Below are 18,894 nucleotides of genomic sequence, written 5' to 3'. Positions count from 1 at the left end.
CCGCCCCTTGTTGCGATCATATCAAGCCGACAGGAAGCGGTCCTGATATTCGTTGCGCTTGGTGATGTACCAGTTTTCCTGAATCGGCCACCACCACAGCTTGTCCAGCGCGTCACCCGGATAGGCGGCGGCAAAGAAGGCCTTGGCCTCGTCCGACAGCAGGTCGGCAGAGCCCACCGCGGTCGAGTTGATCGAGGTGGCGTTGGTATACATCGCCCCGGCCTCTGGCGTCAGGAACCAGTTGATGAAGGCATAGGCCTCGTCCAGATTTTCCGCGCCCGAGGGGATCGACAGCCCCTCCATCCAGGCCAGCGCGCCTTCCTTGGGCGCGATGAAGCCCACAGGCAGACCCTCGCGTGACAGCGCGGCGGCGGTGGAATCCCAGGTCTGGCCAACTGCGGCGCCATTGACGCGGAAGGCGCCCTGCGCCTCGTTCTCGTTGTTCCAGAACTGGATGATGTTGCCCTTGCGGGCGACGGCCTCGGCCAGGATCGCGTCGAAGATCTCGATCTGCGCATCGGGATCGGTGAAGGCGTCCAGCAGCGGGCGCGGCAGTTTGCCCTCGGCCTCCAGCCACAGGCCGAGGCCGACCAGCGCCGAATGGGCGCGCACGGTGGCCAGACCGTCGGCGGCCTCGCCCCAGATGTCGCCATAGGAGGCGCTGCCATATTCCAGCGGCATCTGGTCGCGATCGAAGGCCACCGCCTCGGTGCCCCAGTCGGTCGGCACCTGATAGCGTTTACCCTCGACCACCGCGCCCAGATTGGTCGAGTTCTCCCACGCGCTTGGCAGGACCTTGGCGACCTCGATCTTCGATTCGTCCAGTTCCTGGACCAGCCCGAATTCGACATAGTTCGGCACGCGGTCCACGGTCGGCCAGATCAGGTCGAAGCCGCCGCCATTGTTGGCGCGCAGCTGGTTCAGCAATTCGTCATTGGTGCCATAGGGCGTATAGTTCGGCGTGATCCCGGTGGCCTCGCGGAAGGCGTTCAGGATCTCGTCGTTCAGATAGCCGGCCCAGGCGAAGATGTTCACCGTGCCCGCGCTCTGCGCCATTGCGCGCCGGGACAGATAGGGCGTGGCCAGCAGCGACAGCCCGGTCGTGGCTGCGGCGCCTTTCAGAAGCCCGCGCCGATGGATTCTGTTCATGGAAGAGACTCCTTGTTGGATAAACAGAATTCAGCCTCTAGTCGCTTCGCAAGTCAATACGGCGACAACCGTCGCAACGCGACCGGATCAGTTGCGCGCGCCGACCCTTGGGGCGCGAAAGACCCCGGTGCGGGCAAAGACATCCTCAAGCTGGTTCAGCCGCTCTTGAACCTGATCGGCCAGATGGCCCTGAACCTGCGCCAGCAGCGCCTCGACCACCACCATCAGCGTGGCGGTGGAATCCCATGCGGCGGGCATGCCGATCTGGCAGGGCAATGTGTGACGGGCATGGGTGGCGGCGGGCGACAGCCAGCGGTCGGTGATCAGCACCACCTCGGCCCCCTGACCGGTGGCGAGTTCGGCCAGATGGACCGCGCTGGCCTCATAGCGGCGGATATCGAAGATCACCACCACATCCCCGGCCCGCATGTCCAGCAGGGCCTGCTGCCAGTCGGTCAGATGATCCGAGAGATAGGAGACATCGGGGCGGATGACCCGCAGCAGCGTCGCCATGTAATCGGCATGGGCATGGGTCAGCCGCCCGCCCATCACCGCCACGCGCCGCGCCGTATCGGCCAGCAGGGCGGCCGCGCCGTTGAAGTCCTGCGCCGGTATATGGCCAAGCGTCGCCTCGATATTGCCGACGACCTGCGCGGCGAATGACTGGATCGGATGGGATTGCGGCTCTCGGGCGCCCTCGGGCAGCGACAGGGGGGCGACCAGCAGCCGCTCGACCTCGGCCCGCAGCACCGCCTGATAATCGGAATAGCCGCGAAAGCCCAGTTTCTGCACCAGCCGCACGATGGTGGGCGAGGATACCTCGGCGGCGCGGGCCAGCGCGGTGATCGACCCCAGCGCGGACATCGGGAAATGCGACAGGATATGCGTCGCCGCCTGCCGTTCGGCACGAGTCAGACGGCCAAGGGACGCCCGCATCCTTTCCTCGATCTTCATCCATCCCTCATCGCTTGTCGCCCCGTGGAGAACAGAAACGATTGTAACAGACAATGCCATTCAGAAATATTCTTGACAGAAGTGGCAAAGCGGGACGACCCTTGGTTCAAAAAACAGGGAGACGACTCGCATCATGGCACGGACATCCTCCGGGCATCGGCGCATCGGACCGGCGCGCACGCCCCATATCTCCGCCCGGTCAGGGCCGTAAGCGATGCCGCGCGCAGCCATCGCCTTCGTGCGCATCGTCGAGGCGCTGAATTACCGGGTCGGCCGCGTCGCCATGTACCTGATCTTCGTACTGGCCGGCGTGCTGATGTGGTCGGTGATCGCCAAGGCGTTCTTCCGCCCGGCATTGTGGACGCAGGAAATGGCGCAATTCACGATGGTCGCCTATTTCGTTCTTGGCGGTGCCTATTCGCTGCTGCTGGGGACCAATGTGCGGATGGATCTGCTTTATGGCCGCTGGTCGGTCAGAACCCGCGCCGCCGTCGATTGCGTGACCATCCTTGCGCTGATCTTCTTTCTTGCGGTGATGCTGTGGGGCGGGATCGACAGCACGATCTATGCCTTCGAGGTGAACGAGCGGTCCCGGACCGTCTGGCGGCCCTATATGGCGCCGATCAAGATCGTGATCTGCGTGGGCGTGCTGCTGATGCTGCTGCAATCGGTCGCGTTTCTGATCCGCGATATCGCCACCCTGCGCGGAGAGCGGATCTGATGTCCTATGAGATGATCGCCATCACCATGTTCCTTGGCATGATGGCCATGCTGCTGACCGGGCAGCGCGTCTTTGCCGGGATCGGCTTTGTCGCGGTGGTGGCGGCGTTGCTGCTGTGGGGCGACCGGGGCGGCCACGACATCGCCTTCACCAGCGCCATCAAGCTGATGAACTGGTATCCGATGCTGACCCTGCCGATGTTCGTCTGGATGGGTTATGTCATGTCGGAAACCCGGCTGGCGGATGATCTTTACCGGATGTTCCATGTCTGGTTCGGGCCGGTGCCGGGCGGGCTGGCCATCGGGACGATCCTGCTGATGGTGCTGGTCTCGGCAATGAACGGGCTGTCGGTGGCGGGGCTTGCCATCGGGGCCACCATCGCGCTGCCCGAACTGCTGAAGCGCGGCTATGACAAGCGCATGGTGACCGGGATCATTCAGGGCGGCTCGTCGCTTGGGATCCTTGTGCCGCCCTCGATCGTGCTGGTGCTTTACGCGATGATCGCGCGTCAGCCGGTGGGGCAACTGTGGCTGGCGGGCATCTTTCCGGGGCTGCTGATGGCGGGGCTGTTCCTGCTGTATGTCATCATCCGCTGCGGGCTGAACCCGCGCCTTGGTCCGGCCCTGCCGCGCGAGGAACTGGACGCCATCACATGGGCCGAACGGTTCAGCCTGCTGCGCGCGGGTATCCTGCCGGTGGTGATCTTCGCCTCGATGATGGGGCCGTTCGTGATGGGCTATGTCAGCCTTGTCGAAAGCTCGGTCATCGGGGCGACCATCGCCACGCTGGTCGCGGTGCTGAAACGGCGCATGACCCGCGCGGTGTGGGAGAAATGCACCGTCAGCTCGCTTGGCGTGTCCTGCATGTTCATGTGGATCCTGCTGGCGGCGCTGGCCTTTGGCGCGGTTTTCGACGGGCTGGGCGCGGTGCGGGCCATCGAGGCGTTCTTCCTTGAGGATCTTGGCCTGACGCGGTGGCAGATCATCATCCTGATGCAGGTGTCTTTCCTGCTGCTGGGGATGTTCCTCGACGACACAGCCATGCTGGTGATCGTCGCGCCGCTTTACATCCCGCTGGTGCGGGCGCTGGAATTCGACCTGATCTGGTATGGCGTCCTTTACACCATCACCTGCCAGATCGCCTATATCACGCCACCTTTCGGCTATAACCTGTTCCTGATGCGGGCGATGGCGCCCGATCAGGTATCGCTGACCGATATCTATCGCTCGATCGTGCCGATCGTGGGGATCATGCTGCTGACGCTGGTCATCATCATGGCCTTTCCGCAGATCGCACTGTGGCTGCCCCATCAGGTCTATGGACCATGACACCATGAGGGGCGGCCTGAACCGCCCCCGCCCCTTATGCCAACGGAGGTAACGACAATGACCACGACCAGACGGAAATTCCTGTCATCCGGCGCGCTTGCCGCAGGCGCCGCCACGCTTGCCGCCCCTGCCGTTCATGCGCAATCCACGCCGATCAGGTGGCGGATGCAGACCTATGCCGGCGCGGCGTTGGGCGAGCATGTCTGCAAACCCGCCATCGACAGGTTCAACGCGATCGCCGACGGGCAGATGGAGATCGAGCTTTACTATGCCGATCAGCTTGTCCCCACGTCCGAGCTGTTTCGCGCCATGCAGTCGGGCACCATCGACGCGGTGCAATCCGACGACGACTCGATGCAGTCGCCGACCGAGGTGACGGTCTTTGGCGGCTATTTCCCCTTTGCCAGCCGCTACAGTCTGGATGTGCCGGTGCTGTTCAACCAATACGGCCTGAAACAGATCTGGGAGGAAGAATACGCCGCCGTCGGAATCCAGCATATCTCGGCCGGGGCATGGGATCCCTGCCATTTCGCCACCAAGGACCCGATCAACAGCCTTGCCGATCTGGAGGGCAAGCGGGTCTTTACCTTCCCGACCGCTGGCCGCTTCCTTGCACAATTCGGCGTCGTCCCGATGCAGCTGCCGTGGGAGGATATTCAGGTCGCCCTGCAAACCGGGGAACTGGACGGCATCGCGTGGTGCGGCATCACCGAGGATTACACGGTCGGCTGGGCCGATGTGACAAGATACTTCCTGACCAACAATATCTCGGGCGCGTGGATCGGACATTTCTTCGCCAATTCAGAGCGTTGGGCCGAGGTTCCGGACAATCTGAAACTGCTGATGCAGGTCTGTTTCGAACAGTCGCATTACTATCGCCAGTGGTGGTATTGGGGCGGCGAGGCCGATCTGCGCGTGAACGGACCGCGGCTGGAGCTGACCTCGATCCCCGATGATGAATGGGCGACGGTCGAGGAAAAGGCCCGCGAATTCTGGGACGAGATCGCAGCGGAATCCGAGGTCAAGGCCAGGGTCGTCGAAATCTTCAAGCAATACAATGACGTGATGTCCAAGGCCGGGCGACCCTATCGCTATGGCTGATGCGCTTTGCCGGGCGGCGCAACCGTCGCCCGGCAGACAGACCACCCTTCCCCTGAACGGACAAGGTTCACATGCCCGCAAATCTGACGCTCGAGTCGCTGCAAGCCGCCTTTGACGCGGCAGAGATCGACACCGTTCTGGTGGTCGCCCCCGACATGCAGGGCCGCCTGATCGGCAAGCGTTTCCACGCCGCCTTCTTTCTGGATGGCGGACACAAGGAAACCCATTGCTGCAACTATCTGCTGGCGCTGGACATGGAGATGGCGACCGTGCCCGGTTATCGCAGCGCCAGCTGGTCGCAGGGCTATGGCGATTATGTCATGAAGCCCGACCTGTCCACGCTGCGCCGCCTGCCATGGCTGCCCGGCACGGCGATGGTCATGTGCGACCTGCTGGACCACCACACCCATGAGGAAATCGCGGTTTCACCCCGCGCGATCCTGAAACGTCAGGTGGCCCGCGCCCGCCAGATGGGGTTTCAGCCGATGATGGCGACAGAGCTGGAATTCTATCTGTTCGAGAACAGCTATGAGAGTTTCCGCGACCGGGGTTTCAACGACCTGACCGCGATCTCGGCCTATAACGAGGATTACCACATATTCCAGACCACCAAGGAAGAAGGGGTGATGCGCGCCATCCGCAACGGCCTTTTTGGCGCCGGCATCCCGGTCGAGAATACCAAGGGCGAGGCCGATGCCGGTCAGGCCGAGATCAACTATCGCTATTCCGACGCGCTGGACACGGCCGACAATCACACGATCATCAAACAGGCGGTAAAGGAAATCGCCTGGGCGCAGGGCCAGTCGGTCACCTTCATGGCCAAATACGACCACCGCAGGGCGGGGTCTTCCTCGCATGTGCATCAGAGTCTGTGGACGGCGGATGGCCAGCCCGTCTTTCACGACCCGACCGATCCGCATGGCATGTCGGCGCTGATGAGGCATTTCGTGGCCGGACAACTGGCGGCGGCGCGGGACATGACGGTGTTTCTTGCGCCCTATGTCAACAGCTACAAGCGGTTCACCATCGGCATGTTCGCCCCGACCCGCGCCGTGTGGTCCATCGACAACCGCACCGCCGGGTTCCGCGTCTGCGGCGCGGATAGCAAAGCGGTGCGGATCGAATGTCGCATTCCGGGATCGGACGTGAACCCCTATCTGGCCTGCGCTGCGCTGCTGGCGGCCGGGCTGGATGGGATCGAGCGCGAATTGCCGCTGGAACCCGAAATGACCGGCGACACCTATCACGCCGATGACGCGCCAGAGATCCCCCGCAACCTGCGCGACGCGGCGGCGGCGCTGAAAGGCTCTGATACCTTCCGGCGCGCCTTCGGCGATGAGGTCGTTGACCACTATCACCACGCCGCCGAATGGGAGATCGCCGAGACCGACCGCGTGGTCACCGATTTCGAGCTTCAGCGCCTGTTCGAGCGCTCGTAACCGCAGACCGCGCCCACAAGAGGACAAGATGAAACCGATCCAATTGATTTCCCCCGCGGATGGCACGGTCTATGCCGAACGAATGCCCCTGCCGCCCGCCGTGGCCGAAAACGCCGTGGCCCGCGCCCGCGCGGCACAGCGGGAATGGGCCGCCCGCCCGCTTGACGACCGCATCGCGCTGGTTCGCGCGGGCGTGGCGCAACTGACCGCGATGCAGGACCGGATCGCGCGGGATCTGGCCGGGCAGATGGGCCGCCCGATCCGCTTCGGCGCGGGCGAGATGGGCGGCGTCAATGCCCGCACCGACTATATGGCCGAAATCGCCGCCGAGACACTGGCGCCCAAGGTGATCGAGGACAGCGACGCCTTCCGCCGCCTGATCGCGCGCGAACCGCTTGGCGTGGTTTTCGTCATTGCACCGTGGAACTATCCCTATCTGACCGCGATCAACACCATCGTTCCGGCGCTGATCGCGGGTAACAGCGTGGTGCTGAAACATGCCAGCCAGACCCTGCTGGCGGGCGAGCATCTGGCCAAGGCCTTCCACGCGGCAGGCATCCCCGAGGACGTGTTCCAGAACATCGTGCTGGACCATGCCACGACCGAAAGCCTGATCGCGAGCCGGGCCTTCGATTTCGTCAACTTCACCGGCTCGGTCAGCGGCGGGCGCACCATCGAACGCGCGGCGGCGGGCACCTTCACGCCACTGGGGCTGGAGCTTGGCGGCAAGGATCCCGGCTATGTCCGCGCGGATGCCAATCTGGACGCGGCGGTGGATACGCTGATGGACGGGGCGATGTTCAATTCCGGCCAGTGCTGCTGCGGGATCGAGCGGATCTATGTCCATGACAGCCTTTATGACGCCTTTGTCGAAAAGGCCGTCGCATGGGTCAACGCGCTGAAACTGGGCGATCCCAACGATCCCGAAACGACGCTTGGCCCGATGGCGCATGTCCGTTTCGCGCAACTCGTGCGCGATCAGACCGCTGATGCCGTGGCGCAAGGCGCACGACCGCTGATCGACCCGGCGAATTTCCCCGCCGATGACGGTGGCGCCTATCTGGCGCCGCAGGTCCTTGTCGATGTCGATCACTCGATGCGGGTGATGCGCGAGGAAAGCTTTGGCCCCGTCGTCGGCATCATGAAGGTGTCCTCGGACGATGAGGCGATCGAACTGATGAATGACAGCCCCTATGGCCTGACCGCCAGCATCTGGACCGAAGATGCCGACCGTGCCGCCGAAATCGGCGCGCGGATCGAGACCGGCACCGTGTTCATGAACCGCGCCGATTACCTTGACCCGGCACTGTGCTGGACCGGCTGCAAGGATACCGGCCGGGGCGGTTCGCTGTCCTATCTGGGTTACCTGTCGGTCACCCGCGCCAAATCCTATCATATGAAGAAGGTGTGACATGAGCCACGGCGATCATGGCGTTCCCGACCGCAACTGGTCCTATCCGACCGCAATCAAATTCGGCGTGGGCCGGATCGCGGAACTGGCCGAACATGCGGCATCCCTTGGCATGGCCCGGCCGCTGCTGGTGACCGACAGGGCGCTGGCCAGCCTGCCGATCACCGCCGCCGCGCTGGATGTCCTGGACGGCGCGGGCCTGGGTCGAGCGGTGTTCTCGGATGTCGATCCGAACCCGGATGAGGCCAACATGACGGCGGGCATCGCCGCCTTCAAGGCGGGCGGCCATGACGGGGTGATCTGCTTTGGCGGCGGCTCGGCGCTGGATCTGGGCAAGATGATCGCGCTGATGGCGGATCAGCGCCCCGATCTGCCGGTCTGGGATCTGGAAGATATCGACGATTGGTGGACCCGCGCCGATGCCGACCGGATCGCGCCCATCATCGCCGTGCCGACCACCGCCGGCACCGGCTCCGAGGTCGGCCGTGCAGGCGTGCTGACCGATTCCACGACGCATAGAAAGAAGATCATCTTCCACCCGAAGCTGATGCCCGGCGTCACGATCTGCGACCCGGCGCTGACGGTGGGGATGCCGCCAGCCATCACCGCAGGCACCGGCATGGACGCGCTGGCGCATTGCCTCGAGGCCTATTCCTCGCCGCATTATCACCCCATGTCGCAGGGCATCGCGCTGGAAGGGATGCGGCTGGTGCTGGAAAACCTGCCGCTGGTCTATCGCGAACCGGATAACCTGATGGCCCGCGCCCATATGATGAGCGCGGCGGCAATGGGCGCGGTTGCCTTCCAGAAGGGGCTGGGCGCGATCCATTCCCTGTCCCACCCGGTGGGCGCGGTCTATGGCACCCATCACGGCACCACGAATGCCGTGGTGATGCCGATGGTGCTGGATTTCAACCGTCCCGCCATCGAGGACCGCATCGCACGGGCCGCCGCCTATCTGGGCATTGACGGGGGCTTTGACGGCTTTCGCGCGCGGATCATGGAGTTGCGCGCCGAACTGGCGATCCCGGAAAACCTGAAAGCGCTGGGGGTAGAGGAATCGCGTCTGGACGAGTTGACCGCGATGGCGCTCGAGGACCCCTCTTGCGGCGGCAACCCGATCCCGATGATGCAGGAAAACACCCGCACGCTCTATCAGTCCTGCATGTAGGCAGAGTTCACGATCATCCACCGTCCGAGGCGCGTTCCAGCGTGGCGATCAGGGCCTGCGCTTCGGGGCGGGGCTCATCGCTGGCGCGCAGGGAAATGCCGACCGGGCCGCCCAGCAATTCGTTGCGGATCGGCAGGATGACCAGCGCGCCGGTCTCGATCTCGGCCCGGACCACACCTTCCGAGATGAACCAGACCGTATCGGATCGCAGCACCACCTCGCGCCCGAAACTGAGCGACACGTTCTCATAGGCGGGCTGCGGTTCGATGATGCCCACCGAATGCAGCCATGTGCGTACCGAATTCGCGATCAGCGCCCCGGCGGGCGGCAGCATCAGCGGGTGGCGGGTCAGATCGGCATAATCCCAATCCTGCCGTCGCAGCAGCGGATGGCCCGCCCGCACCACCGGCACGACCCGCTCCCAGTAAAGACGGCGGAAATTCAGCCCCTCGGTATTACCGGCAGATGGCATCCGGCCAACCACCAGATCAAGCTGCCCCTCGCGCAGCAGCGACAGCAGCAGCCAGTTCGGCCCGGTCATCACATCCAGCAGAACCTCGGGATGGGTATCGCGAAAGGCCAGCGCCGCGCGCGGCACCAGCCCGGTCGCCGCCGTCGGCAGGACACCGACATGCAGGCGCGGGCGTTCGAGCGGCGGCGACAGGACAAGGCGCTGCGCCCGCTCCAGATCGGCCAGCGCGGTGCCCGCATGGGTCTGATAGACCTTGCCCGCCGCAGACAGCACCAGCTTGCGCCCCGAACGGTCGAACAGCTGCGCGCCAAGGATCTCTTCCAACTCGCGGATGGTTTTGGAGGCGGCGGGCTGGCTGACATGCAAAGCCTCGGCAGCCGCGGACAGGCTGCCCAGCCGGGCCGTTTCCAGAAAGCAGCGCAGGTGGCGCAGACGCAGGTGGCTGTGCAGCATGAATAACCCTTGGGTTATGTGACTTTTGCATCATTATAATTTTCATCGCCCGTCCTGTCATGCCATAATTGCCCAAGGGGGATATCATGCAAACCATTTCCACATCCGAAATCCGGCTGCATATCCGCGACGAAGGACCGCGCGACGGTCGCGTAGTGATGTTCGGCAACTCACTGGGCACCGATCTGCGGGTCTGGGACGCGCTGCTGCCGCTGCTGCCTGCCGGACTGCGGATCATCCGCTTTGACAAGCGCGGCCACGGGTTGTCGGACGCCACGCCCGCACCCTATGCGATGGATGATCTGGTCGCTGATGCCGAGGCGGTCTGTGACGGGCTTGGGCTGCGCGACATCACTTTCGTGGGCCTGTCCATCGGCGGGCTGATCGGTCAGGGGCTGGCGGCGAAACGCCCCGATCTGCTGCGGGCGCTGGTGCTGATGGATACGGCGGCGAAGATCGGCACGGCCGACATGTGGCAGGACCGGATCGACACCATCAACCGCGACGGCATCGACGCGCTGGCGGGTCCAATTCTGGAACGCTGGTTCACGCCCGGCTTTCGCGCAGACAATCCCGAATTCGCGCTGTGGCGCAATATGCTGAACCGCACCACGGTCGCGGGCTATAGCGGCTGCTGCGCGGCCATCGCGGGGGCGGACCTGACCGAAAACACCCGTGCGCTGCACCTGCCGGTGATGGCGATGGCAGGCGATCAGGACGGCTCGACCTCGCCCGATCTGGTCCGCGCGACGGCGGAACTGTGCGGCGCGGAATTCCACCTGATCGCGGATGCGGGCCATATTCCCTGCGTCGAACAGCCCGGCGCGACTGCGAAACTGCTGACCGATTTTCTGGAAAGGACCGCCTGATGAGTGACCGTTATGCCATGGGCATGCAGACCCGCCGCGAGGTTCTGGGCAATGCGCATGTGGACCGGGCCGAGGCGGCGAAATCCGATCTGGACCAGCCCTTTCAGGACCTGATCACCGAATCCGCCTGGGGTACCGTCTGGGCCTCGGACGCGATCACGAAACGGGAACGCTCGATGCTGACGCTGGCGCTGCTGGCCGCGACCGGCAATTTCGAGGAAATCCCGATGCATATCCGGGCCACCGCCCGAACCGGCGCAAGCAAGCGCGATGTCATGGAGGCCTTCCAGCACGTCGCCATCTATGCCGGGGTGCCACGCGCGAACCACGCCATCAAACTGGCGAAACAGACCTATGCCGAGATGGAGGCGGCATCCGAATGACAGACCTTGGCCCGCTGATCCCTCGCAACCGCGAGGCACACCCGCTAGCTTACTATCCCGATTACAAGACCAGCATCGCAAGGTCGCCGAACCTGCCACTGCTGTCGATGGAATCGGGTCCGTCCGAGGAAACCGGCCCGACCTTCGGGCACGGCATCATCGGCGCGCTGGACAACAACCTGATCCTGAACTGGACCAAGGGCGCGGCCCCCGCCGTGGGCGAACGCATCCTGATGCATGGTCGCGTGCTGGACGAGAACGCCCGGCCCGTGCCCAATACGCTGGTCGAGATCTGGCAGGCCAATGCCGGTGGCCGCTATCGCCACAAGAAGGACAGCTATCTTGCGCCGCTGGACCCGAATTTCGGCGGCTGCGGACGGACACTGACGGATGAGAACGGCTATTATCAGTTCCTGACCATCCGCCCCGGCGCCTATCCCTGGCCGAACCGGGGCAATGACTGGCGGCCGATGCATATCCACATCTCGGTCTATGGTCACAGCTTCGGCCAGCGCCTCATTACCCAGATGTATTTCGAGGGCGATCCGCTGATCGACCGCTGCCCGATCGCGGCGACGATCCGCAACCGGTCGCAGCTTGACCGGCTGGTCGCGCCGCTGGACATGGCATCTTCGCGCCCGCTGGATTTTCTGGCCTACAAGTTCGACATCGTCCTGCGCGGTCGCCGCCAATCCATGTTCGAAAACAAGATCGAGGGGATGTAAGATGGTCCAGCCGCTGAATTATCTGCCCGAGACGGCCTCGCAGACCGCCGGACCCTACGTCCATATCGGGCTGATGCCAACCTATGCGGGCAATGCGAACTATTACCAGCAAGAGATCGGCGTGTCCCCGATCTCGGGCGAGGCGAAGGGCCAGATCATCGAGATCGTGGGCTCCGTCTATGACGGCACCGGCTGGGCGCTGCGCGATGCGCTGATCGAAAGCTGGCAACCCGACGCGGCGGGGAAATTCCCCGGGCAGGAGGGCGCCGACCCTGCGGTCAGTGGGCTGTGCCGTTTCGCCGCCGATGCCGTCACCGGCGAATTCACCCTGCGCACGGTCAAGCCGGGCGCGGTGCCGTCGCGCTATGGCAAGCCCTTCGCGCCGCATATCTCGCTTTGGATCGTGTCGCGCGGGATCAATATCGGCCTGCAAACCCGCATCTATTTCGAGGATGAGGACAATAGCGAGGACCCGCTGCTGGCCCGGATCGAACAGCGCCCGCGCGTCGATACGCTGATCGCCCGAAAGACCGGCGAGGGGACATACCGTTTCGATATCCGCCTGCAGGGCGAGGGCGAGACGGTGTTTCTCGACATCTGATCGGCTGATAAGGATGGAAACGGCGCGGGGCTCTCGCGCCGTTTTGCCATGTTCGCAAAGGGGCACCCATGACCGATGTTTTCGATCACCCGTGGCTTGGCGGCCTGTTCGCTGACGCCGAAATGGCCGCATTGTGGTCGCCCGATGCGCAACTGGCCGGGATGCGCGCCTTCGAGGCCGCCTTCAGCCGCGCGCTTGGCCGCGCCGGTCTGGCCGGGACCGCGCAGGCCGAGGCCGCGGCGCAGGCCATCGAGGCAATGGATTTCGACATGGCCGACCTGCGCGCGGGCAGCGGCAATGACGGCGTCGTCGTGCCGCGCCTGGTGGCGCAGATGAAGGCAGCGGCGGGCGATGCGGCGGGCGCGGTCCACAAGGGCGCGACGTCGCAGGACGTGATCGATACGGCCACGGCGATGGCGATGCGGGACAGCCTGTCGCTGATCGACAACCGGCTGGCCACGCTGACCCGCGCGCTTCAGGCGCTGGACGCCCGCTTCGGGGATGCGCCGCTGATGGGCCGCACCCGGATGCAGGCCGCGACCGAAATCACCGTGCGCGACCGGATCGCGCCGTGGCTGCTGCCGCTGGCCGATCACCGTGCCCGCATCACCGATGCCCGCCCCCGCATCGCCCGGCTGCAACTGGGGGGCGCCTCGGGCGACCGCAAGGCGCTTGGGGGCAAGGCGGCGCAGGTGGCACAGGATCTGGCCGCCGCGCTGTCGCTGAAGAATCCGCCCCGCGCATGGCATGCGATGCGCGACGGAGTGGCTGAATTCGCGGGGCTGTTGTCGCTGGTCAGCGGCACTCTGGGCAAGATGGGGCAGGACATCGCCCTGATGGCGCAGCAGGGCATTGCCGAGATCGCGCTGTCGGGCGGCGGCGCATCCTCGGCCATGCCACACAAGCAGAACCCGGTTCTGGCGGAATTGCTGGTCACACTGGCGCGGTTCAACGCGGTGCAACTGTCGGGCCTGCATCAGGCGCTGATCCATGAACAGGAACGCTCGGGCGCGACATGGGCGCTGGAATGGATGATCCTGCCGCAGATGGCACAGGCGACCGGACGGGCGCTGGAGGTGGCGATCACGCTGACCGCTCAGATCAACCGCATCGGCACCCCTGAATGAGATCGGGCGCGGGATGTACCCCGCGCCCACGGCATTCCATGAAACAGGGCCCCGCAGCGCCGCTTTTCGTCAGACCTTCTGCGTCAGCACCTTCGACTGCGCCAGCGCGATGGCCCCCAGCAGGCCGACGATGGCAAAGGCGTAAAAGCCCCAGGGATGGCCGATGCCCATCGACACCAGCGTGCCTCCGGCCAGCGGCCCGGCGATGGCCCCCAGCCGCCCGACACCCGCCGACATGCCAAGTGCGGTTGCCCGGATTCCCGGCGGATAGTTCGAGGCAACGAAGGCATAGACCAGAATCTGCGCCGAAAAGACGAAGCAGCCGGTCAGGAACACCATCGGATAAAGCAGTACCGGTCCCATCCTGACCGACAGACCCGCCAGCAGCACCGCGCCGCACAGGAACCATGCCACCGCCGCAAGTTTCAGCCCGACGCGGTCGCCGACCTGCCCCGCGACCAGCAACCCGCAGACCGCCCCGGCATTCAGCAACAGCAGCAGCCACAGCCCGCCGGTCAGGCTATAGCCCGCGGCGACCATCAGCTTGGGCAGCCATGTGTTCAGGCCATAGACCAGCAACAGCCCCATGAACGAGGTCACGCAGATGGCGATGGAATTGCGCAGGAACGTGCCCCGGAACAGCGACCCGAAAGAGGCGCGTTCCTCGGGCTGGGGCGCGGCCTCGGGCAGGGTCAGGTGATAGTCAGCGGCGATTCTTTCGGCCTCGGCCCGCCGCCCGGTCGCCAGCAGGAACGAGGGCGATTCCGGCAGGTGGCGATACATGATCGGCGCAAGGACAAAGCCCGGGATCGCACCGATGATGAACATCGCCCGCCAGCCAAGCGATGGCAACACGATCAGCCCCAGCAGCGCCGTCGCCACCGCCCCGACGTGATAGCCGGTCATCACCGTGGTCGAGGCCTTGCCCGCCCGGCCGCGCGAAAACTCGGTCACCATGGCGATGGCGGTCGGCAGGCAGCCGCCCAGCCCGAACCCCGCCAGAAAGCGGAAGACGCCCAGCTGGACATAGCTTTGCGAGAATGCGCAGGCCAGCGTCAGGGCGGAAAAGGCGGTAACCGCCCAGATCATCACCTTGCGCCGCCCCAGCCAGTCGGTCGCGATGCCGATGGACAGCGCGCCAAGCGTCATGCCGACAAGGCTGATGGTGGAGACAAAGGTCGCCTGCGCGGCGGTCATCCACGGAATCTCGCCACCGGTCAGCGTCGGGATCAGCGCGCCAAGGACCACAAGATCGAAGCCGTCCAGAACGACGGCGATCCAGCACAGCAACGCGACAGTGCGCGCAGCCGTGCCATGCGCCACGGTGTGGGTCGAGGTGAGTGTCATATCGTCTCCTTCCCGATAAAGGGACGGCGACAAGGCTCCTCTGCCCCGGCATCGCGTTCACACCGCGAATCCAATCCCCCGGCGCGACGTTAAACCCGTCGGGACGGGCAGGACAATATTCAACTCTTGCCCGGAAACATGATATTACACCGTCACGACATAACCCATCGGTTAATAATCATTCCGCCAGATCCATGACGGCGCGCACCGCATGAACGTATCCACGCGCGCCCAAACCGGCGATCACCGCCGTCACCACCGGCGACATCAGCGACTTGTGATAGATCGCCTCGCGCCGGTGGATGTTCGAGATGTGCAGCTCGATGATCGGGCCGGGAAACATCTTCAGCGCATCCATGATGGGGACCGATGTAAAGGTCAGACCCGCCGGATTGATGACGATTCCCGTGGCGCCTTCGTCGGTGGCCTCGTGAATCCAGTCGATCAGCTGGTATTCGGCATTGGACTGATGGAACGCCACCGGGACAGACCCCGCCGCCTCGCGGCACCAGCCCTCGATCTCGGCAAGGGTCGTGGCGCCATAGATTTCGGGTTCGCGCCTGCCAAGGCGGTTCAGGTTGGGACCGTTCAGGATATACAACGTCATGTCGGTTACTCTTGCAGATCAGCCCTCATAGCCCGCCAGTCGCGGCAGCCAGAGCGAGATTTCGGGAAACAGCGTGATCAGGATCAGACACAGCAGCATCCAGCCCAGAAACGGCAGGCAGTCGCGGATGATCGCCTTCATCGGAGAGCCCGAGATATTGGTCATGATGAACAGCAGCAATCCATAGGGCGGCGTCACCAGCCCCAGCATGATGTTCACCACCACCACCACGCCGAAATGCACAAGGTCGATGCCAAGCGCCTGCGCCGCGGGAATGAAGACCGGCACGATGATCAGCAGGACCGCCGTGCCCTCCAGCACGCAGCCCAGCAGCAACAGGATCACATTGACCAGCAGCAGGAATTGCAGGGGTGTCAGTTCCCACCCTTGCAGGATGGCGCGCAGGGTCTCGGGGATGTTCTCGATAGTCACGACATAGTTGAAGACCAGCGCGCCGCCGATCATCATGCCGATAGAGGCCGATGTCTTGGCGCTGACAAGGATCGCGCCATAACCCTCGCGCCAGCTGAGGCTGCGATAGATCACCACCGACACCAGCACGGCATAGGCGGCGGCAAGGGCCGCGGCCTCGGTCGGCGTCGTCACACCGCTATAGATGCAGCCAAGCAGGATCACCGGCATCAGCAGGGTGGGAAATGCCTGCCATGTCACGCGCGGGATTTCACGCAATGGCACCCTCTGCTCGACCGGAAAGTTCAGGCGCCGCGCGTCCCAGCCGACCTGCACCATCTGCAAGGCGGTCATCAGCAGGCCCGGCACGACACCGGCAAGGAACAGATAACCGATCGAGGCATCCGACACGAGCGCATAGATCACCATCGGGATCGACGGCGGCAGGATCGGCCCGATCACCGCCGTCACCGCCGTCAGTGCCGCCGCATAGCTGGGCGTATAGCGGTTCTCGCGCGTCATCATGTTCTGCATCATCCGCCCCGATCCGGCGGCATCGGCGATGGCCGAACCCGACATGCCCGCGAAGATCAGGCTTTGCACGACGTTGATCTGCGCCAGCCCGCCCCGGAAATGACCGACCAGCACATTGCAGAAACGCAAAAGCCGCTCGGTCATGGAACCCGAGTTCATGATCTCGGCGGCAAAGATGAACAGCGGCACGGCCAGGATGATATAGTTCGAATACATCCCGTTCAGGAACTGCTCGGCGGCGGTTCCCATATCCATGCCGTTCATCGACAGATACAGGATCGAGCCGCAGATCATCGACAGCCCGATGGGCAGGCCCAGAAGGGCCAGTCCGGTGATGGCGACGATCGCGATGGAAAAGGGGCTGGTCAGGTTCATATGCCGGAACTCGCCTTGGTCGGGTCATAGGCCTCGGGCGCGCGTCCGAAAACCGCGGCCCAGCCAATCCAGAGCTGGCGCAGGATCATGCCGACGGCAAAGACGACATAGATCGCATAAAGCCAGTCGAACCGGATACGCAGATAGGCCGACCGTTCGATCTTCATGAAGGTGACGTAATCCCAGGTTGCCGGAAGCGACCAGCAGAACAGCGTCACCAGAATGACGGCGGTGGTAAAGGCCAGCGCCCGCCGCGTGCGCGGCCCCACCGAGCCGTAAAGCAGATCGAAACGCATCTCTTCGGTATCAGGAACAACGAATGTGGCCCCGAAAAGCACCAGCCAGATCCACAGGATGACGCTGATCTCATGCGTCCATCCGATCGGCAGGTTCAGCGCATAGCGCGATACGATCTGCAACAGGAAGACAAGGAACATCGCCAGCAGCATCGCGGCCAGCAGGTTTTCGGCGCGGCGGCGCAGCCACGCAAATACGGGTCTGATCTTTGGCATCGTTTACCATCCCTGCCCTGCCGCCAGCCGGTCGGACCGGCCGGCGCGGGCTGCGTTACAGGGCCGAGACACGCTCGATGATGTCATCCGGCCACTCGGCCGCCAGCGCCGAATCCAGATAGGCGGCCTGCACATGCGCGCGGAACGCCTCGACATCGGGCGCATAAACCCGAAGGCCGCGCTCGGCGAAGGACTGGGCCAGCTCTTCCTCCTGCTTCACATGCTCGGCCGTGGACCATGCGATGGCCTCATCCGCCGCGGCCTGAAGGCTGGCCTGCTGGTCTTCGGTCAGCCCCTCCCAGAACCGCCCGGACACCACCAGCAGATCGAACGCGACCAGATGCGCCGTCAGCACGATCTGGTCCATCACCTCATAGAATTTCATGTTATCGACATTTGGCAGGGGATTGTCCTGCCCGTCGATGGCCCCGGTCTGCAGGCCGGTATATACCTCGGCATAGGCCATCGGCGTCGGATTGGCACCAAGCGCCTGACCAAGGAATTGCCATGCCTCGCCCCCCGGCATCCGCAGCTTGATGCCCGCCATATCCGCCGGAGTGTTGATTTCCTTCGTCCCGCGCAGACCGACCTGCCGGGTGCCGAAAAAGGTCGGCCCCAGGACCTTGATCCCCAGCGACTCTTCCGCCATCCCCGTCATCTCGGCCCCCACATCCGAGGCAAAGAACGCCGTCAGATGCGCGGGATCGCGGAACAAATAGCCCGAGGTCAGCGACGACCATGCGGGCAGCTGGTTCGAGACATCCTGCGGCGCGATATTCCCCATCTCGAGGTTGCCGCGCTGAAGCGCGACCAGCTCGGTCGCCTGCTTGAACAGGGTGCCGCCATAGAAGCCCTGATAGTTGAACCCCTCACCGATCCCCGCCGCGAATTTCTTCATCATCTCGGCGCGGATATCCTGTTCCGAGAACACGGCGGAAAAGCGGATCCTGACAGGATCCTGCGCCCAGCCCGCACGCGCCAGAAACGGCGTTGCCAGACTGGCGGCGCCAAGCGCCACGACAGAGCGCCGCGAAATCTTGTAGGTCATGGTCTCCTCCCCGGTATGCCCCCGGCTTTTCTGCGGGATGCCGGTAAAGTCTGGCACCGGCTATTTTCAAAATCAACGCGTAAATTAATTTTCATCTGATATTTCTGTTTTTCGCCTATGATAGTGGCTATGAACGACGTGTCGCACTTGATGCGG

The 18,894-nt window shown here is 64.1% G+C and carries 19 protein-coding genes; 11 read left to right on the top strand and 8 right to left on the bottom strand.

Features of this window, described 5'->3' with window-relative positions:
- Positions 1 to 21: 21 nt before the first annotated feature.
- Together JHW40_RS19515 and JHW40_RS19510 are read right to left on the bottom strand one after the other, a co-directional pair.
- Entirely contained in the window at positions 22 to 1,149 is a 1,128-nt protein-coding gene (locus JHW40_RS19515) for an extracellular solute-binding protein (RefSeq protein WP_090610483.1), read from the bottom strand.
- Between the two features lie 87 nt (positions 1,150 to 1,236).
- Positions 1,237 to 2,103, bottom strand: coding sequence for a MurR/RpiR family transcriptional regulator (locus JHW40_RS19510; protein ID WP_090610484.1), 867 nt, complete (start codon positions 2,101 to 2,103; stop codon positions 1,237 to 1,239).
- 214 nt (positions 2,104 to 2,317) lie between these two features.
- On the opposite strand from JHW40_RS19510, the gene JHW40_RS19505 reads away from it, so the two are divergent.
- The 6 genes from JHW40_RS19505 to JHW40_RS19480 all read left to right on the top strand — a co-directional run bounded on the left by JHW40_RS19505 (position 2,318) and on the right by JHW40_RS19480 (position 9,274).
- Positions 2,318 to 2,824, top strand: coding sequence for a TRAP transporter small permease subunit (locus JHW40_RS19505; protein ID WP_090610485.1), 507 nt, complete (start codon positions 2,318 to 2,320; stop codon positions 2,822 to 2,824).
- On the top strand, positions 2,824 to 4,152 hold the full coding sequence (locus JHW40_RS19500) for a TRAP transporter large permease (RefSeq protein WP_090610486.1): 1,329 nt from the start codon (positions 2,824 to 2,826) through the stop codon (positions 4,150 to 4,152). Before JHW40_RS19505 ends, JHW40_RS19500 begins: the two co-directional genes overlap by 1 nt.
- A 57-nt stretch (positions 4,153 to 4,209) precedes the next feature.
- Positions 4,210 to 5,253 (top strand): TRAP transporter substrate-binding protein, encoded by a 1,044-nt coding sequence (locus tag JHW40_RS19495; RefSeq protein WP_090610487.1) that lies wholly within the window; start codon positions 4,210 to 4,212, stop codon positions 5,251 to 5,253.
- A 71-nt stretch (positions 5,254 to 5,324) separates the two neighbouring features.
- Positions 5,325 to 6,692, top strand: coding sequence for a glutamine synthetase family protein (locus tag JHW40_RS19490; RefSeq protein WP_090610488.1), 1,368 nt, complete (start codon positions 5,325 to 5,327; stop codon positions 6,690 to 6,692).
- Positions 6,693 to 6,720: 28 nt separating this feature from the next.
- The gene (locus JHW40_RS19485; protein ID WP_090610489.1) at positions 6,721 to 8,103 is read left to right on the top strand and encodes an aldehyde dehydrogenase family protein; all 1,383 of its coding nucleotides are present in this window, start codon (positions 6,721 to 6,723) and stop codon (positions 8,101 to 8,103) included.
- A gap of 1 nt (position 8,104) precedes the next feature.
- Positions 8,105 to 9,274, top strand: coding sequence for an iron-containing alcohol dehydrogenase (locus JHW40_RS19480; protein WP_090610490.1), 1,170 nt, complete (start codon positions 8,105 to 8,107; stop codon positions 9,272 to 9,274).
- A 13-nt stretch (positions 9,275 to 9,287) separates the two neighbouring features.
- Here the strand turns inward: JHW40_RS19480 and JHW40_RS19475 are convergent, their stop codons facing one another.
- The gene (locus JHW40_RS19475; protein WP_090610491.1) at positions 9,288 to 10,199 is read right to left on the bottom strand and encodes a LysR substrate-binding domain-containing protein; all 912 of its coding nucleotides are present in this window, start codon (positions 10,197 to 10,199) and stop codon (positions 9,288 to 9,290) included.
- Between the two features lie 86 nt (positions 10,200 to 10,285).
- On the opposite strand from JHW40_RS19475, the gene pcaD reads away from it, so the two are divergent.
- The 5 genes from pcaD to JHW40_RS19450 all read left to right on the top strand — a co-directional run bounded on the left by pcaD (position 10,286) and on the right by JHW40_RS19450 (position 13,904).
- A complete protein-coding gene (gene pcaD / locus JHW40_RS19470; RefSeq protein ID WP_090610492.1) occupies positions 10,286 to 11,068 on the top strand; it encodes a 3-oxoadipate enol-lactonase in 783 nt (260 codons plus the stop codon).
- On the top strand, positions 11,068 to 11,451 hold the full coding sequence (gene pcaC / locus JHW40_RS19465; protein WP_090610493.1) for a 4-carboxymuconolactone decarboxylase: 384 nt from the start codon (positions 11,068 to 11,070) through the stop codon (positions 11,449 to 11,451). The genes pcaD and pcaC overlap by 1 nt, the downstream gene beginning before the upstream one ends.
- Positions 11,448 to 12,176, top strand: a complete 729-nt coding sequence (gene pcaH / locus JHW40_RS19460; protein ID WP_090610494.1) for a protocatechuate 3,4-dioxygenase subunit beta — start codon at positions 11,448 to 11,450, stop codon at positions 12,174 to 12,176. Before pcaC ends, pcaH begins: the two co-directional genes overlap by 4 nt.
- 1 nt (position 12,177) lies before the next feature.
- The gene (gene pcaG, locus JHW40_RS19455) at positions 12,178 to 12,777 is read left to right on the top strand and encodes a protocatechuate 3,4-dioxygenase subunit alpha (protein ID WP_090610495.1); all 600 of its coding nucleotides are present in this window, start codon (positions 12,178 to 12,180) and stop codon (positions 12,775 to 12,777) included.
- Between the two features lie 68 nt (positions 12,778 to 12,845).
- The gene (locus tag JHW40_RS19450) at positions 12,846 to 13,904 is read left to right on the top strand and encodes a 3-carboxy-cis,cis-muconate cycloisomerase (protein WP_090610496.1); all 1,059 of its coding nucleotides are present in this window, start codon (positions 12,846 to 12,848) and stop codon (positions 13,902 to 13,904) included.
- 69 nt (positions 13,905 to 13,973) lie between these two features.
- Here the strand turns inward: JHW40_RS19450 and JHW40_RS19445 are convergent, their stop codons facing one another.
- The 5 genes from JHW40_RS19445 to dctP all read right to left on the bottom strand — a co-directional run bounded on the left by JHW40_RS19445 (position 13,974) and on the right by dctP (position 18,738).
- Positions 13,974 to 15,251, bottom strand: a complete 1,278-nt coding sequence (locus JHW40_RS19445) for an MFS transporter (RefSeq protein WP_090610497.1) — start codon at positions 15,249 to 15,251, stop codon at positions 13,974 to 13,976.
- A gap of 178 nt (positions 15,252 to 15,429) precedes the next feature.
- Positions 15,430 to 15,858 (bottom strand): type II 3-dehydroquinate dehydratase, encoded by a 429-nt coding sequence (locus JHW40_RS19440; RefSeq protein ID WP_090610498.1) that lies wholly within the window; start codon positions 15,856 to 15,858, stop codon positions 15,430 to 15,432.
- An 18-nt stretch (positions 15,859 to 15,876) separates the two neighbouring features.
- Positions 15,877 to 17,178 (bottom strand): TRAP transporter large permease, encoded by a 1,302-nt coding sequence (locus tag JHW40_RS19435; protein WP_090610499.1) that lies wholly within the window; start codon positions 17,176 to 17,178, stop codon positions 15,877 to 15,879.
- Positions 17,175 to 17,690 carry a TRAP transporter small permease gene (locus JHW40_RS19430; RefSeq protein ID WP_090610500.1) on the bottom strand — a complete coding sequence of 172 codons (516 nt, stop codon included), beginning with the start codon at positions 17,688 to 17,690 and terminating at the stop codon, positions 17,175 to 17,177. Before JHW40_RS19430 ends, JHW40_RS19435 begins: the two co-directional genes overlap by 4 nt.
- Before the next feature lie 55 nt (positions 17,691 to 17,745).
- Complete coding sequence (gene dctP, locus JHW40_RS19425) at positions 17,746 to 18,738, bottom strand: TRAP transporter substrate-binding protein DctP (RefSeq protein ID WP_090610501.1); 993 nt, start codon at positions 18,736 to 18,738, stop codon at positions 17,746 to 17,748.
- Between the last annotated feature and the right edge of the window lie 156 nt (positions 18,739 to 18,894).

Origin of the sequence: Paracoccus alcaliphilus (genome assembly GCF_028553725.1) — a bacterium.
Lineage (GTDB): Bacteria > Pseudomonadota > Alphaproteobacteria > Rhodobacterales > Rhodobacteraceae > Paracoccus > Paracoccus alcaliphilus.
The sequence above is the reverse complement of the archived record's forward strand: the minus strand, read 5'-3'. Positions and strand labels throughout refer to the sequence as shown.